The sequence below is a fragment of the Streptomyces sp. Je 1-79 genome (assembly GCF_025195125.1).
Taxonomy (GTDB): domain Bacteria; phylum Actinomycetota; class Actinomycetes; order Streptomycetales; family Streptomycetaceae; genus Streptomyces.
This window is the reverse complement of sequence record NZ_JAMGSL010000004.1, coordinates 431,274-445,325: the sequence shown is the minus strand read 5'-3', so window position 1 is coordinate 445,325 and position 14,052 is coordinate 431,274. Positions and strand designations below refer to the sequence as shown.

Annotated in this window: 11 protein-coding genes; 7 read left to right on the top strand and 4 right to left on the bottom strand. The window is 73.2% G+C overall.

The window, feature by feature from the left end; genetic code table 11:
- Window positions 1–86 precede the first annotated feature (86 nt).
- The 3 genes from M5362_RS09940 to M5362_RS09930 form a co-directional block, all read right to left on the bottom strand.
- On the bottom strand, window positions 87–359 hold the full coding sequence (locus M5362_RS09940) for a DUF3253 domain-containing protein (RefSeq protein WP_260227015.1): 273 nt from the start codon (window positions 357–359) through the stop codon (window positions 87–89).
- A gap of 164 nt (window positions 360–523) precedes the next feature.
- A complete protein-coding gene (locus M5362_RS09935) occupies window positions 524–1,168 on the bottom strand; it encodes a dihydrofolate reductase family protein (RefSeq protein ID WP_260227014.1) in 645 nt (214 codons plus the stop codon).
- Between the two features lie 224 nt (window positions 1,169–1,392).
- The gene (locus M5362_RS09930) at window positions 1,393–2,121 is read right to left on the bottom strand and encodes a dienelactone hydrolase family protein (RefSeq protein ID WP_260227013.1); all 729 of its coding nucleotides are present in this window, start codon (window positions 2,119–2,121) and stop codon (window positions 1,393–1,395) included.
- 522 nt (window positions 2,122–2,643) lie between these two features.
- Between M5362_RS09930 and lanKC the strand changes: the two genes are divergently transcribed.
- From lanKC to M5362_RS09910, 4 genes are all read left to right on the top strand, one after another.
- Window positions 2,644–5,451: a class III lanthionine synthetase LanKC gene (lanKC, locus tag M5362_RS09925; protein ID WP_260227012.1), complete on the top strand. Its 2,808-nt coding sequence runs from the start codon at window positions 2,644–2,646 to the stop codon at window positions 5,449–5,451.
- Window positions 5,448–5,576 carry a SapB/AmfS family lanthipeptide gene (locus M5362_RS09920; protein ID WP_260227011.1) on the top strand — a complete coding sequence of 43 codons (129 nt, stop codon included), beginning with the start codon at window positions 5,448–5,450 and terminating at the stop codon, window positions 5,574–5,576. Before lanKC ends, M5362_RS09920 begins: the two co-directional genes overlap by 4 nt.
- Window positions 5,577–5,799: 223 nt before the next feature.
- Complete coding sequence (locus tag M5362_RS09915) at window positions 5,800–7,746, top strand: ABC transporter ATP-binding protein (protein ID WP_260227010.1); 1,947 nt, start codon at window positions 5,800–5,802, stop codon at window positions 7,744–7,746.
- A gap of 164 nt (window positions 7,747–7,910) precedes the next feature.
- Complete coding sequence (locus tag M5362_RS09910; RefSeq protein ID WP_260227009.1) at window positions 7,911–9,632, top strand: ABC transporter ATP-binding protein; 1,722 nt, start codon at window positions 7,911–7,913, stop codon at window positions 9,630–9,632.
- Window positions 9,633–9,670: 38 nt separating this feature from the next.
- Here the strand turns inward: M5362_RS09910 and M5362_RS09905 are convergent, their stop codons facing one another.
- Window positions 9,671–10,288: a DNA-binding response regulator gene (locus M5362_RS09905; RefSeq protein WP_260227008.1), complete on the bottom strand. Its 618-nt coding sequence runs from the start codon at window positions 10,286–10,288 to the stop codon at window positions 9,671–9,673.
- 514 nt (window positions 10,289–10,802) lie between these two features.
- On the opposite strand from M5362_RS09905, the gene M5362_RS09900 reads away from it, so the two are divergent.
- From M5362_RS09900 to M5362_RS09885, 3 genes are all read left to right on the top strand, one after another.
- Window positions 10,803–11,534, top strand: a complete 732-nt coding sequence (locus M5362_RS09900) for an ATP-grasp domain-containing protein (RefSeq protein ID WP_308354864.1) — start codon at window positions 10,803–10,805, stop codon at window positions 11,532–11,534.
- A gap of 798 nt (window positions 11,535–12,332) precedes the next feature.
- A complete protein-coding gene (locus tag M5362_RS09890) occupies window positions 12,333–13,067 on the top strand; it encodes a phosphatase PAP2 family protein (protein ID WP_260227007.1) in 735 nt (244 codons plus the stop codon).
- Window positions 13,067–14,020 (top strand): YihY/virulence factor BrkB family protein, encoded by a 954-nt coding sequence (locus tag M5362_RS09885; protein WP_260227006.1) that lies wholly within the window; start codon window positions 13,067–13,069, stop codon window positions 14,018–14,020. Before M5362_RS09890 ends, M5362_RS09885 begins: the two co-directional genes overlap by 1 nt.
- Window positions 14,021–14,052: the final 32 nt, after the last annotated feature.

The following is a 14,052-nucleotide window of genomic DNA, read 5'->3' as shown; positions in this document are numbered from 1 at the left end:
CGCCGTGTGCGGTCGCGGTCGTGGTCGTGGTGGCCCGTGGAGGGCGGTGGCCGGGCCAGAGCTCGGCGTCCTACCGGGGGCCCGCGTCATCCGGCGCGGCGGATACGGATGGGGCCTCGGGCGTCCGCCGGGTCGACGGGGCGACCGCCCTGGGTGATCTCCACCTCGCCGGACGTGAACAGTCGCCGTGCCGCGCGGCGAGCGGGCTCCATGAGCGCGCGCCAGCCGTCGTCGTCCCCCGTGTACACGGCTCGCGCGGCGTCGGAGGGGCAGATCGACGCGGACGGACCACGCCTCTCCAGCAGCTCCAGGATGGCGCGCTCCAAGCGCTGCTCCGCCTGTCGTCCGGCTTCTGTCACTCCTCCAGTGTCGCACTGGTGACGACACGGGCCAGGGCGTCGCCCTCGCGCGCGATCGGCCCCCGGCCCGCACCGGAAGGACACGCGCGAGATCGATCGGGAGGGCCGGCCGCAGGGAGCAGAACTGAGCCGGCACCGGCCGGCCGCACCGCCCTGAGAACCGGTCACTTTCGCCAGAACAGGTGGTGTGTCACCCCGCTCGGGCTGGGGACCACGTCCAGATGGAACCGGTCGAGCAGCTCGTCGGGTGACTCCCAGAGTCGTAGACCGGCCCCGAGCTTCATCGGCGAGACCGCCACGTGCAGGGTGTCGACGAGGTCGGCGTCGAGGAACTGCCGGATGGTCGTGACCCCGCCGCCAAGTCGGACGTCCTTGCCCTGCGCCGCCTCCCGCGCCTGCTCGAGGACCGTGGCAGGGTCGCCTTCGACGAAGTGGAACGTGGTGTCGGAGAGCGTGAACGAAGGACGCTTGTGGTGGGTCAGGACGAACACCGGGGTGTGGAACGGGGGCTCGTCCCCCCACCAGCCCTGCCACTCGTGGTCGTGCCAGGGCCCGCGCTGGGGCCCGAATTTGTTGCGACCCATGATCTCGGCGCCGATGTTGTGCGAGAAGTCCCGGGTGAAGTAGTCGTCCAGGCCCCGGCTCCCGCCGGGGTCGGTGCGCATGGGCCAGCTCGCCGTGGCACCGGCCCAGGAGAACAGCCGCTGGGGGTCCACATGGCCGAATGGCCTCTCCAGGGTCTGGTCCTCACCGGCACCGACCCCGTCACTCGAGACGTTGAAGTTCTGGACCCTCAGCAGCTGGGTCACGTGTTCCTCCTGTGATGGGTGCCTACGGTGGAGAGACTCCCCGAACCACGAAATCTCATCGCTGCGCCCGCGACCAGTCAGAAACTCGGCTTTCGAGGAGTTCGTGACGTCGGGCAGCGCGGGCCCCTGCCGAGTGGGCAGGGGCCCGCGGTGCAGAGCGCCGGGGAAGGTCGGGACCGGCGGCATCGCTCACCTTTTGTTGCCTGCCGGACGGCCCCGCCGCCTCACTTCAGGTGCCGGTCGTAAAACCGCCCCCCGTCCTCCACCTCGAACCACGGGGTCCCGACGTGCCCGCCCACATTGGCGTGCAGCGTCTTCTCCTTGCTGCCGAAGGCGTCGAACAGGTCCAGCGCTCGCCGCCGAGGATTCCCCTCGTCGTCCCACTGCAGCAGGAGCAGCAGCGGAAGGGTGACCTGACAGGCCTCTTCGCGCTGGGCTCGGGGCACGTAACCCCCGGCGAAGAAGCCGGCGGCCGCGAGGCGCGGCTCGACCGCCGCGAGGCGGATGCCGACTGCGGTCCACCCCGAGTACCCGACCGGGCCGCCGATCTCGGGCAGCTCAAGGAGGGCGTCGAGGGTGGTTCGCCAGTCCGGGACCGCCTTCTCGACCAGCGAGCCCACCAGGGACTCGAGGATCTCGTCGACGGGCTCGCCGGCCTGCATCGCGCGGCCGAGGTCGGCGCGCGCCTGCTCGTCGGCAGCGGAACGAGGTCGGTCACCGCACCCGGCGGCGTCGATGGTGGCCACCACGTAGCCGTACGCCGCGTAGTGCCGTGCCCGGGCCACCAGCCGGGGTTCCCTCTTGGGCAGGCCGTTGTTGTGGGCCATCAGGATCAGGGGGGCCGGTGTGGCGGACTCAGGCGTCCACAGTGTGCCGGGGATCTCGCCGAGGGTGAATTCGCGCTCGAGGACGCCGTCGTCGAGACGCTGCTCGGAAGTGAAGCGAAGGGCCATGGTCGTGCCTTTCGGGAGTGCTGTTGCACGGCGCTCCCGGACGACCTACCGCCCGACCGTGACCCCGGAGGAGAGCACCCATGTCGTTGCTGCGTTCACGGGTACCACCTCCTCGTTCTCTCGCACGGCCTCCGGAAACGTAGCAGCGGTCGTTGCGGGTCGCCAAGCGGGTTTCCGCGCGGTCTCCGTCGCGAGCGGTACCCGTGGTCGAACTCGCGGTCCCCCGTCCCCCAGACCGCCTCCATCGACCGCAGCGCCCGGGCCCGCGCCTGCTCGGCCAGGCGGATCGGCCAGGCGGACCTTCTCAGCCTCGGCCTCCCGACGTCCGGCACGCACCAGGCCCCCGACCGAGCCTGCCGCCCCCAGGACTGCCGACACCACCGGTTGATGCGTCCTCAGGAGGCCCCCGGGGAGCCGCGGTTACCTGTGCGTACTGCACATCCGAGACGTGACAGCGGCGACTGTCGGGGCCCTCGGGGGGCGTGACAACGTCGTGTCCGTCACCGACCGAGGGAGTGCGTTGTGAACAAGGGGTACGCGGTCTTCTGCGACGCAGACCGGCACTTCTACGACGCGCCGCACCGTCTCGTCTTCGCCGACGGAGCGGGCGACTCCCTCTACCGGGCCGCCGCTCTTCCCGTCCCCGAGGGGTGGACCAGCCATCGGACGGGTGACTGGCTCGCCCTGCGTCCGCTGGGGCGCAACCTCCCGTCGCAGGGCTGGAAGATCCACGTCTCGGCCTGCCTCGACAACGCGGAGCGGGTCCTCGACACGGTCCGGGAACACTGCCTGCGGCACGAGGTGGCGTTCAAGTTCGTGCCGAGCCGGTACCTGCTGCACCAGCGCAACGCCAAGTACGCGGACCGCGCCGCCAGCGGCAAGTTCATCACGGTGTACCCGGCCGACGACGAGCAGTGCGAGCGTCTGGCGACCGACCTGGCGCACCTGCTCGACGGCGAGCCCGGCCCGTACGTCCTCAGCGATCTGCGCTGGGGAAAGGGCCCCGTGCACCTGCGGTACGGCAGCTTCACCCGCCGCCACTGCTACGACGCACACGGGGAGCTGCGGCCGGCCATCGAGGACGGCACCGGCACCCTCGTGCCCGACGCGCGCGGGCCCGTCTTCCGCGTGCCCGACTGGGTCACTCCGCCGTCGTTCCTGCGCCCGCACCTCGAGGCGAGAGCCGCGGTGACGGTGCAGGAGATGCCGTACGAGATCGACAAGGCACTGCACTTCTCCAACGGCGGGGGCGTGTACGAGGCGCGGCACCGCGTGACGGGCCGTCGGGTCGTCCTGAAGGAGGCACGTCCGTTCGCCGGGCTGGCCGCCGACGGGGCCGACGCCGTCACCCGGCTGCACCGCGAACGCAGCGCGCTGGAACGGCTGTCCGGGCTCGACTGCACACCGGAGGTCCTCGACAGCTTCACCCTCGGCGACCACCACTTCCTGGCCCTCGAATTCGTGGAGGGCAGGCCGCTCAACACCTTCTTCGCCCGCAGGCATCCCCTGATGGAGGCCGAACCGTCGGCGGAGCGGCTCGCCGAGTACACGGACTGGGCCCTGCGGATCCACGGTCTCGTCGAGCAGGCCGTGGCCGCGGTGCACGCACGGGGGATCGTCTTCAACGACCTGCACCTGTTCAACATCATGGTGTCCGAGGACGAGAGCTCCGTGGTGCTTCTGGACTTCGAGGCGGCCCAGCCGGCCGCACAGGGCGGCCGGCAGACCGTCGCCAACCCGGCGTTCGTCGCACCCGCCGACCGGCGTGGCTTCGATGTGGACCGCTACGCACTCGCCTGTCTGAGGATCGCCCTGTTCGTCCCGCTCACGAGTCTGCTCGCCGTGGACCGGGCCAAGGCCGCCCATCTGGCGGAGGTCGCGGCGGCGCAATTCCCCCTGCCTCCCGGCTTCTTGGACGCCGCGGTACGGGAGATCGTGCGCCAGCCCGCCGGCACCTCGGCCCGCACGGGCGCACCGACCCGCACCGGAAACGAGGTCCGCACCGACACCTCGACCGGTACCGGCGCACCGACCCCTGTCGGCGCCTCGCCACCCGACCTTGCCCGGCCTCGCGACAGCGCCCCACTCCCCCGGGGCGTCACCGCACTCGGCGGCGCCGTCGGCAGCAGCTCCGCGTTCCTGCCCGTGGAGCCGGCGCAGTGGCCCCACAGCCGCGACTCGATGGTCCACGCGATCCTGGCGTCGGCGACGCCCGACCGGGAGGACCGTTTCTTCCCCGGCGACATCGCCCAGTTCGCCACCGCCGGGGGCGGCATGTCCGTCGCCTACGGCACCGCGGGGGTCCTCCATGCCCTGCACGAGAGCGGGGCCGCACGATGTCCGGCCGCGGAGGAGAAGCTCTTACGGTACGCCAAGCAGCCCGAGTCCGGCACGCCGCTCGGCTTCTACGACGGGCTCACCGGCATCGCCTGGACCCTCCAACGCCTCGGGCACACGGCGTCCGCCCTCGAGCTGGCCGAACTCGTCCTCGCCCAGGACCACGTCGCCCTCGCGCCGGACCTCCACGGCGGAACCGCCGGAATCGGCCTCGCCCTCGACTCCCTGGCCACCTCCACCGGCGAGACCGGCCTGCACGCGGCGGCGCTGAGGTGCGCCGAACTGGCGGCCCGCCCGCCCGCCGCGTCCGCCGGGTCCGTGGATGCGGCGCCGGGCCGGGTGCGGACCGGACTGCTGCACGGCGCCGCCGGCCGAGCCCTGCTGTTCGTACGGCTCTACGAACGCACCCGGGACACCGCGCTCCTCGACCTCGCCGCCGAAGCGCTCCACGACGACCTCACCCGCTGTGTGCGCGGAGTCTCCGGCACCCTGCAGGTCGACGAGGGCTGGCGCACGATGCCGTATCTCGGCGCAGGCAGCGTGGGCATCGGCATGGTGATCGACGACTACCTCCTCCACCGCCACGACGAGACCCTCGACCGGGCCCGGCGCGACATCGTGCAGGCGGCGCAGGCCACCTTCTACGCCCAGCCGGGCCTCTTCCGCGGCGTCGCCGGGATGGTCCTGCACCTCGCCCGCACGAACACCGGCGGACCCGGCACGGCGCCCGAGGACGTACGCCGCCAGATCGGCTGCCTGACCTGGCACGCGATGTCCTACCGAGGCCATCTCGCCTTCCCCGGCGAACAGATGATGCGGCTCTCCATGGACGTCGCCACCGGCACGGCGGGCGTCCTGCTGGCCCTCTCGGCAGCCCTGGGCGACGGCCCGGCACACCTGCCCTTCCTCCCGCCGCTTCGGCGGCCCCACGAACCGGCCCCGCTCCGGGGTCGCACAGCACAACCGTCCCCACACGAAAGGAAACGATCATGAACCTGTTCGACCTGCAGTCGCTGGAGACCCCCAAGGACGAGGCCGTCGGCGACGTCGAGACCGGCAGCCGCGCGAGCCTGCTGCTCTGCGGGGACAGCAGCCTCAGCGTGACGACCTGTAACTGACCCGATCCGGCTCCGCGCACGGCCGCCGAGGCGGGCGACGCGAAGTCACGGTGCCCCGGAAGCGAAGCTCCCGGGGCACCGGCCGCGGGCCCTGGGCGCGGGCGCGGGCCTTCGGAGCCGCCGAGGCCGGCCGCCCGGCGACCACCCGCCATGCTCGCCGCACTCACCGCTCTCGCCGTACCCGCCGTACCCCTGCCGTACCCGCCAGGAGAAAGGGCATCGGATGGCCTCGCCGACCGGGTCCGACCGGCTGCTGCGCGGCGCCGTACGGCACACCGCGGGCAGCGCGGCGGTGCTGCTCGTCTGCTCGGTCGCCGGTGCGGCCTGCGCGCTCGCCGTCCCCGCCGTCGCCGGCCGCGCGCTCGACCTGCTCCTGCACCAACGACCCGGCGCGGGTACGTGGCTGGCATGGGCCGCCGTACTGCTCGCCGCGGAAGTCCTGCTCGAGACCGCCGCGGTCCTGCTGACCCAGCTCACCACCGCCCGCGCCACCGCCTGGGTCCGCCTCCGCGCACTGAACGGTCTGCTCGGCACCGCCCCTCACCGGGCCGCGCCCCTCTCGGGCGGCGACGTCGCCGCCCGGCTGTGCGTCAACGCCACGGACAGCGGCGCCGCACCGGCGGCCCTCACGACATCGGGGTCCTCCGTCCTCGTCCCGGCCGGCGCCCTCGTCGCGCTGGCCCTGATCGACCCCTGGACCGCCGCCGTCTTCGCGGCCGGCCTGCCGCTGCTCCTGCTGTTGCTGCGTACGTTCGCGCACCAGTCGTCCGACTCGGTCGGCCGCTACCAGCAGGCGCAGGGCACCATCGCCGCGCGCCTGACCGAGGCGCTGAGCGGTGCGCAGACCATTGCCGCCGCGCACACGGCACGCCGCGAGGAGGAACGCATCCTCGCCCCGCTGGAGGACATGGCGCGGCACGGAACGCGCATGTGGCTCGTCCACGGCCGCGCCGTGGCCCGCAGCGGCGTCCTGCTCCCGTTGCTCACCACGGCGGTCGTGGCGGTGGCGGGGGCCAGACTGGCCGCGGGGGACCTCAGCATCGGCGACCTGCTCGCCGCCTCGCGGTACGCCGCCCTCGCCGCCGGCATCGGAGGCATCGCGGCACCGCTCGGCACGCTGGTCCGGGCCCGCAACGCGGGCCGCCGCACGGCCGCTCTGGCCGACCTCCCGCCGATGGCCCACGGTTCCGCCGCCCTGCCGGCCGACAGGCCCGGCGAACTGGAACTGAGGGGGGTGGGAGTGGTACGCGACGGCGTCCCACTGCTCACGGACGTGACGCTCACGATCGACGGCGGGGCGACGGTCGCCGTCGTGGGCTGTTCCGGCGCCGGCAAGTCCACGCTGGCCGCCGTCGCGGGCCGGCTGACCGACCCCGACGAAGGGCGCGTCCTCCTGGACGGGGTCGACCTGGCCGAGCTGGGCCGCGCGGAACTGCGCGGGTCGACGGCCTACGCCTTCGCGCGTCCCGTATTCGACAGCGGTGCCGCCGCCACGGTCCGCTCCGCGATCGCCACGGGGCTCGGGCCCGCACAGGGCCGGGCTACGGCTACGGCCGAAGCCGTGGCGGAGGAAGTCGGACACGCCGCCAGGGCCGCGAGCGCCGACACCTTCATCCGCCTGCTGCCACTGGGGTACGACACACCCCTCGACGACGCGCCGCTCTCCGGCGGCGAGAGTCAACGACTCGGCCTGGCACGGGCGTTCATCGGTGCCGGGCGGCTGATGATCCTGGACGACGCGACGTCGAGCCTCGACACGGCGACCGAACGGCAGGTGGAGCTCGCCCTCGCCACGTCGCTGCGGCCGTGCACCAAGCTCATCGTGGCTCACCGGGTCTCCACGGCGGCCCGTGCGGACCGGGTGGTCTGGCTCGAGGCCGGACGGGTGCGGAGATGCGCACCGCACCACCTGCTGTGGGAGGACCCGGACTACCGCGCCGTGTTCCTGACCGAAGCGTCTGCGGTGCCCACGGGGACGGTCGCCTCGGTGGGGGGCGGGGCCGAGGCGAGGACTGCCGGCACGGGGGCGGGGGCGCCTGCCGCCCCGGGGACGCCGTCCACTCCTGACCCCGTGGTCGCGACGGGCACCCGCCCTGCCGGGCGAGCCGCCCGACAGGACACGCGTCCCGCCGGGCAGTCCGCCCGCGACGGCCTCGGGAGCGGCGAGTGAACCCGGGAGCGGACGCGGGACGGACGACGGATCCGAAGCCGCCGCCGGCTACGGGACGACCCCGACCGGCAGCGGGAGAGCTCGGGTCGGCCACGGGAGGTCCCCGGCCGGCAGCAGCCACCGTCGAACCCGCCCCGGCCGTCGAGGGGACGTCCCGGCGGGTCATGGCTTCGGCACGCGGGTTCCTCGGCCGCCGCAAGCGCGTCCTGGCCAAACTGGCGGCATGGTCCGCGGCCGAATCCGCGCAGACGTTCCTCGGCGGGTTCTGCGTGGCCCGGTCGTTGGACGACGGATTCCTGCGGGGTGCCACCGCCACCGGCCTTCTCTGGCTCGTGGGAGCCGCCGTGGCCATCCTGCTCGGCGCGCCGGTCGTCCGGGGCGTCTTCGCCCAACTCCCGCATCTCACGGAACCGTTGCGCGACCACCTGGTTCGGCGGTCGGTCGCGCGCGCACTACGCGCTGCCACCGCCCGGGGTGGAGCCGTGGACACGACCGCGGTGTCACGCCTGACGAGCCAGACGGAGATCGCCCGGGACAGCTTCGCCGGGCTGGTCCTCGCCGCCCGCTCCTTCGTCTTCGTCGCCGCCGGAGCCCTCGTCGGCCTCGTGTCCCTCGCGCCGCAGTTCCTCCTCGTCGTCCTTCCGCCGCTCGTCCTGGGACTCATCCTGTTCACCGCCACCCTGCGGCCCATGGCGCGAGCCCAGCACCGCTACCTCGACGCGGACGAGGCCGTGGGACGGCGCGCGGAGATCACCCGTGCCGCCCTGCGCGACATCGTCGCCTGCGGCACCCAGGAGCCGACCGCCGCCCGGAACCGCCGTGCGACCGAGGAGGCCGCCGCCGCCCAGCGCGCCATGGCCCGCTGGGCGGCGGTCCGTACGCTGTCCGTGGCGACGGCGGGCCAGTTGCCCGTGTTCCTGCTCCTGGCGGCGACCCCGTGGCTCCTTCGCCAGGGCCTCACGGCGGGCGCCTTCGTGGGTGCGCTCACCTACGTCCTCCAGGCGCTGCTGCCGGCCCTGCACACGCTCATGACCGTCCTGGGGGCCGCGGGGGCGCGTCTCTTCGTCATCCTCGACCGGCTCACCAGTCCGCTCCCCGGATCACCACCCGCCCTCCCGTCCCCCTCCGCCACGCCCCCCGCGCGCGGGCAGGGCCCGGAGGATCGGGCGACGGCGGCCCTGGAGCTGCGCCGCGTGCGAGCCGCGTACGGTCCCGGCGCCCGTGCCGTCCTCGACGCTCTGGACCTGACCGTCGAGGACGGGGAGCACATCGCGGTCGTCGGCCCGAGCGGCATCGGGAAGTCGACCCTCCTGCAGGTCGCGGCAGGCCTGCTGACGCCGGATCGGGGCGACGTGTGCCTCTCCGGCCGCCCCGCCGGTCAGTACCCGCCGGCCGAACTCGCCGCCCTGCGGGTACTGATCCCGCAGGAGGCGTACGTCTTCACGGGCACTCTGCGGGACAACCTCCGCTATCTGCGGCCCGACGCGGGCCCGTCCGACGTCGACGACGCCGTACGGGCCCTCGGGCTGGAACCGCTCGTCGACCGCGTCGGCGGGCTCGACCGACCGCTGCGGCCGGAGGCCCTGTCCCTCGGCGAACGGCAGCTGGTCGCCCTCGCGCGCGCCCACCTGTCCCCGGCCCCGCTGCTGCTGCTCGACGAGGCGACCTGTCACGTGGACCCCGTCGCGGAGGCCACCGCCGAACACGCCCTGCGCGCCCGGCCCGGGACGTTGGTCGTCGTCGCCCACCGGCTGTCGTCGGCGTTGCGCGCGGACCGGATCCTCGTCCTCGACGGCACCCGCGTCCAGTGCGGCACGCACGAGGACCTGCTCGTACGGTCGGCTCTCTACCGCGATCTGGTGGGGCACTGGAACGTCCGGCACTGAACAGGGACCGCGCCCGCGGAGACGTCACGCGGCGGCGGTCAGGTCCACCCGGCCCCCTGGGCGATCCGGATGGCGTCCACCCGGTTGCGTGCGCCGACCTTGCGGATGACGCTCGCCATGTAGTTCCGGACGGTTCCCTTGGAGAGGTACAGCGTCGCGGCGATCTCACCGACGGGCGCTCCCTTGGCCGCCAGCGAGAGGACGCTCAGCTCACGCCGGGTGAGAGGCATCTCGGCGGCCTGGAGGAACCCGAGGGCGAGCCCGTCGTCGATGAAACGTTCACCCTTGGCGACACGGTGCAGGGCATGGAGTAATCGGCTCTTCGAACCGTTCTTGTCGACGAAACCGGTCGCCCCCGCCGCGTGCGCCCGGCGCAGCACACCGGGCCGCTGCGCGGGGACCAGCGCCAGCAGGGCCGAACCGCCCGCAGAGAGTGACGCCGATACCGATGCGACGGCGCTGTCGGGCTCCGCCCCGGAGGGCGGCAGACACTCGGCGTCGGCGACGAACACGTCCGGCGCCGATGCGACGGACTCCGGCTCCTGTGGCCATTGGGACATCGAGGAGACGACCACGACCCCGGCGTCCGACCGCAGCAGATCCACCAGCGCGGCACGCAGGAGCTGCGCCTCGTACACCACCGTCACCCGTACCATTCCCCACCCCTTCGGTCTGCGGCATACCCGCAGGGCATGCCGCGATCAGCCCCTCACCCCTCTGCCCTTGTCTCCCTCGCAAGAACGCGGCACCGGGCGCACAGGGGGCGCACTCCGGGGCGCCGGGGCCGGAACCGCTTCCTGCGTACGACCGGTGCGCAGGCCGACGGGGTGCGGGGCCGACCGGGGCCGACGGGGAATGTCCAGATCCCGTCTCCCCCGGGCGGCCCCCTCCGGTGAAGCCCTGCGGTGAACCCTCCGTTGAGCCCGACGGGGGTGGACGATCCGACGACTTCATCGTCCGGCCCGAGGGGCGGGAGCCGCCGGCTGCCGAAGGGTCGATCAGCCCCTGTCTTGTGACGAACACTCGGTCCGTGCGCGAGCGTGTGTCGCACCTGCTCCGCGGGCCCGGATACTCGCGTGCGGCTGGGAGGGGACAGGTCTAGCGTGGCGGCTTTGCACGTGTTCGGAGGAGGAAGCGGTGCTGGTCATGCCCGGGCGGCGGACGTCGACGATGGAGCTGTTGGCCGTTGAGGCCGCGGCGCGGGGGATGGTGGTCCTGGCGGCGGAGGAGACCGGCGCGGCGGTGGGACCGGCCCACTGGTACGGCGGGCCGGCGGCGGGGGCGCGGCTGGCCGGACGGCTCGGGTTCGCGTTGCTCGAACCGGCGGACGACTGGCTTGCCGAGCTGCCGGAGGAGTTCACCGGTCGCGAGGTCCGTGCGGCCACTGTCGCCGACGCGTGGGCGGTCGAGCGGCCGATGTTCGTCAAGCCGCCGCGTGACAAGTCCTTCCCGGCGGACGTCTACGCCGATGGCTCCCGGCTGCCCGCCGATCTGGACCCGGCGACACCGGTGCTGCTCTCCGAGGTGGTGACCTTCGCCGCCGAGTACCGGATGTTCCTGCTCGACGGACGGATCGCCGCGGGCAGCCGGTACGCGGTGTTCGGCCGGCTCGACCCACGTCCGCTCGACAGCCACGGGGCCATCGCCGAGGAGATCGCCGAGTTCGTCGACCGCCTGGTCGCCTCGGCCGGCCCCGCCCTGCCGAGCGCCGTCGTCGTGGACGTCGGACAGCTGCGCGACCCGTACCGCCCCGGCCACCGGTGGGCCGTGGTGGAGGCCAACATGGCGTGGTTCTCCCACGCGTACGCCGCTGACCCGGCACGGGTGCTGGACGTGGTGCTGCAGGCGGCGGGTCCGCGCGAGCGGGTGCAGCCGGGGGATCTGCCGTTCGTGCGGCACTGAGCCCTCAGTAACGCCCCCGCCCTCCGGCGCCTCGCCTGCGACGTATGGAGAACTCCAACGGGCCACCCGCAGAAGGAGGATGAGGGACGCGAAGAACCGCCTCGGGCCGCGCCGGGGCGACCGACGCGGCGAGCGGGCGCATCAGGCGCCGGCGTGCCGCGGAGCCGCTGCCTGTCGCGGAGCCGCTGTCTGTCGGGGACGCGCTGCCTTTCGGGGCGCAGCCGTCATTCGTGGAACGAGGGCGGGTCGCGGAGCGGTTGCGTGGCGCGGCGCCGCGTGATGGGCCGGCTCGCGGCCGGTTTCCGGTCGAAGGCGGCGGAGCCAATGGGAGGCCGCGCCCAGCAGGGCGGCGAAGATCACCGAGAGAAGCACGGAGACCCACATCTGCCGGCTCCCGGGATGCGCCCGTCCCGTCCACACCGCCGCGGCCGCCCACAAAAGGAAGCCTGCCGCGTAGAAGGTACGGACCCGGCGCAGTTGCCGCGCGGCCCGCAAGGACGTGAGGTGATCAGTCGTCGGTGCCATGCCGGCCCGTGTACCCCGGACGGCGAGAACCATCGGAGCGCGTACGGCATTTCTCCCGGAGACCGGTCGACGTGCCCGTGGGCGAGAAGGATGCGCGGCGGGGATCGGCACATCATCCGGCGGTGGCCGGGCAACCAGAGTGTCATGACGACGGGGTGGGGTTCGGGTGCGAGGTTCTGCCGGCTCGCGGCGCTGGTGCCGGTGCAGACGACTTTGATGGTGGGGGCGGGACTCGCCGTGACGTCTGCCGGGACGAACACTCGGCTGGAGTCCATGGAGCTGCGCGCCATGCGTGAGGCGGTGGCGTACCGCGGGGACCGGCTCGACGTGGTGTCTCAGTGGTTGTCGGCACTGGCCCGCACGGAGACGGTCGTCGGCGTGACGCTGGCGTCCCTCGTGGCGCTGCTGCTGTTGTCGGGCGGGCGATGGTGGCGTGAGGCCGGGTTCCTGGGGGCCGCGGTCGCTCTGCAGTCGGCGGTCTTTCTCGCCGTCACCGCCTGGGTGCAGCGGCCGCGCCCAGGGGTTGCTCCCTTGGACACGGCGCCGCCGACGTCGAGCTTCCCCTCGGGGCATGTGGGTGCCTCCGTCGCCCTGTACGGCGGATGGGTCGTACTGGCGCTCGCTCGTGCCCGCGGGCCGTGGCGGTACGCATCGACCGTGCTGCTCCTGGTTCCCGCAGCCGTGGGGGTGTCCCGGATCCACCGTGGCATGCACTATCCCACCGACGTCCTGGGCGGTCTGCTCAACGGCACCCTGACGCTCCTGCTCGTGGGGTGGGTCGTACTGTCGGCCCGCTCCCCCGCCGAGGACCGCCCCGGCCGTCCGCGACCGTCCGAGGCGGTGCTTGGTACGGCACTCGGTGAGGAGGCCGGTGGCCCTGGCGGGCTGCGGGCCGGACCCGACCCCGCTCGACGGCGCGGGCGGTGGATCGGCGACGTCCGGGGCACACTCGCCCCGCGAGCGGACGTCGATGTGACGCGATCGTCGGCTGCACGGAAAGGACGATGATGGGCACCGCCACACGCGTACCGCAGCGACGTGACGTCGTCGGGGACGAACTGTCCGGTGACGAGGCGTGGACCGCTCTACGCCGGTACGGGGGGTGGAGCCTGGCGAGGGACTCGTTCATACGTTTCCGTTACGCCGACGGCTTCACTCACTCGCGCGCCCTGGCGCTGCAGACCGTGCTCTCCCTCGTACCACTGGCCATCGTGGCGATCGGCCTCTCCGGGGTGCTGCACACGGAGGGCATCGGCCGTGTCGCCGAGCTGACCATCCGTCGGATCACCAGCGGCCCCAGCCAGGAGATGGTCGACGAGGCGCTGAGCCTGAGCCGCCGGCACGCGGGCGACGGGGGTGAGGCGGCGCTCTGGCTGGGGCTGCTCTTCTCGCTTGTCAATGTCACGACCAGCCTGTGCCAGGTCGAACGCGGCGCCAACCGCATCTACGGCGTCGAACGGGACCGGCCTTTCCTGCGCAAATACCTCCGGGGGACGGTGATGGCCGTGCTGGCCGGGTTGCCCCTGGGGCTGAGTTTCCTCCTCACCGTCCTCGGCTCCGATCTGACCCAGGCGTTCGCGGACGTCTACGGTCTCGGGCCGGGCGCCACCCGCGCCTGGGAAGTGGTGCGTTGGCCGGCGGGAGTGCTGCTGGCCGTGCTGGCCACCAGCGCGATCTTCCGGCTCTCCCCGCGCCGGGACCAGCCCGGCTACACATGGCTGGCCTTCGGCGCGATCCTGTACCTGGTGCTGTGGAACGCGGCGACCTGGGGGCTGAGCCTCTACGTCGGGGCGAGCAGTTCCTTCACCAGTGTGTACGGGCCGCTCAGCGCGGTCATGGCGTTGCTGCTGTGGTCGTACCTGACGTCGCTGGCCCTCTTCCTCGGCGTCGCGTTCGCCGCACAGCTGGAAGCCGTGCGGGCGGGAGTGGAAGAGCCGGCCGGGCCGGATCCCGGAGTCTGACCGTCGGCCCTTTCCGACCCCGGCCCTCTGCC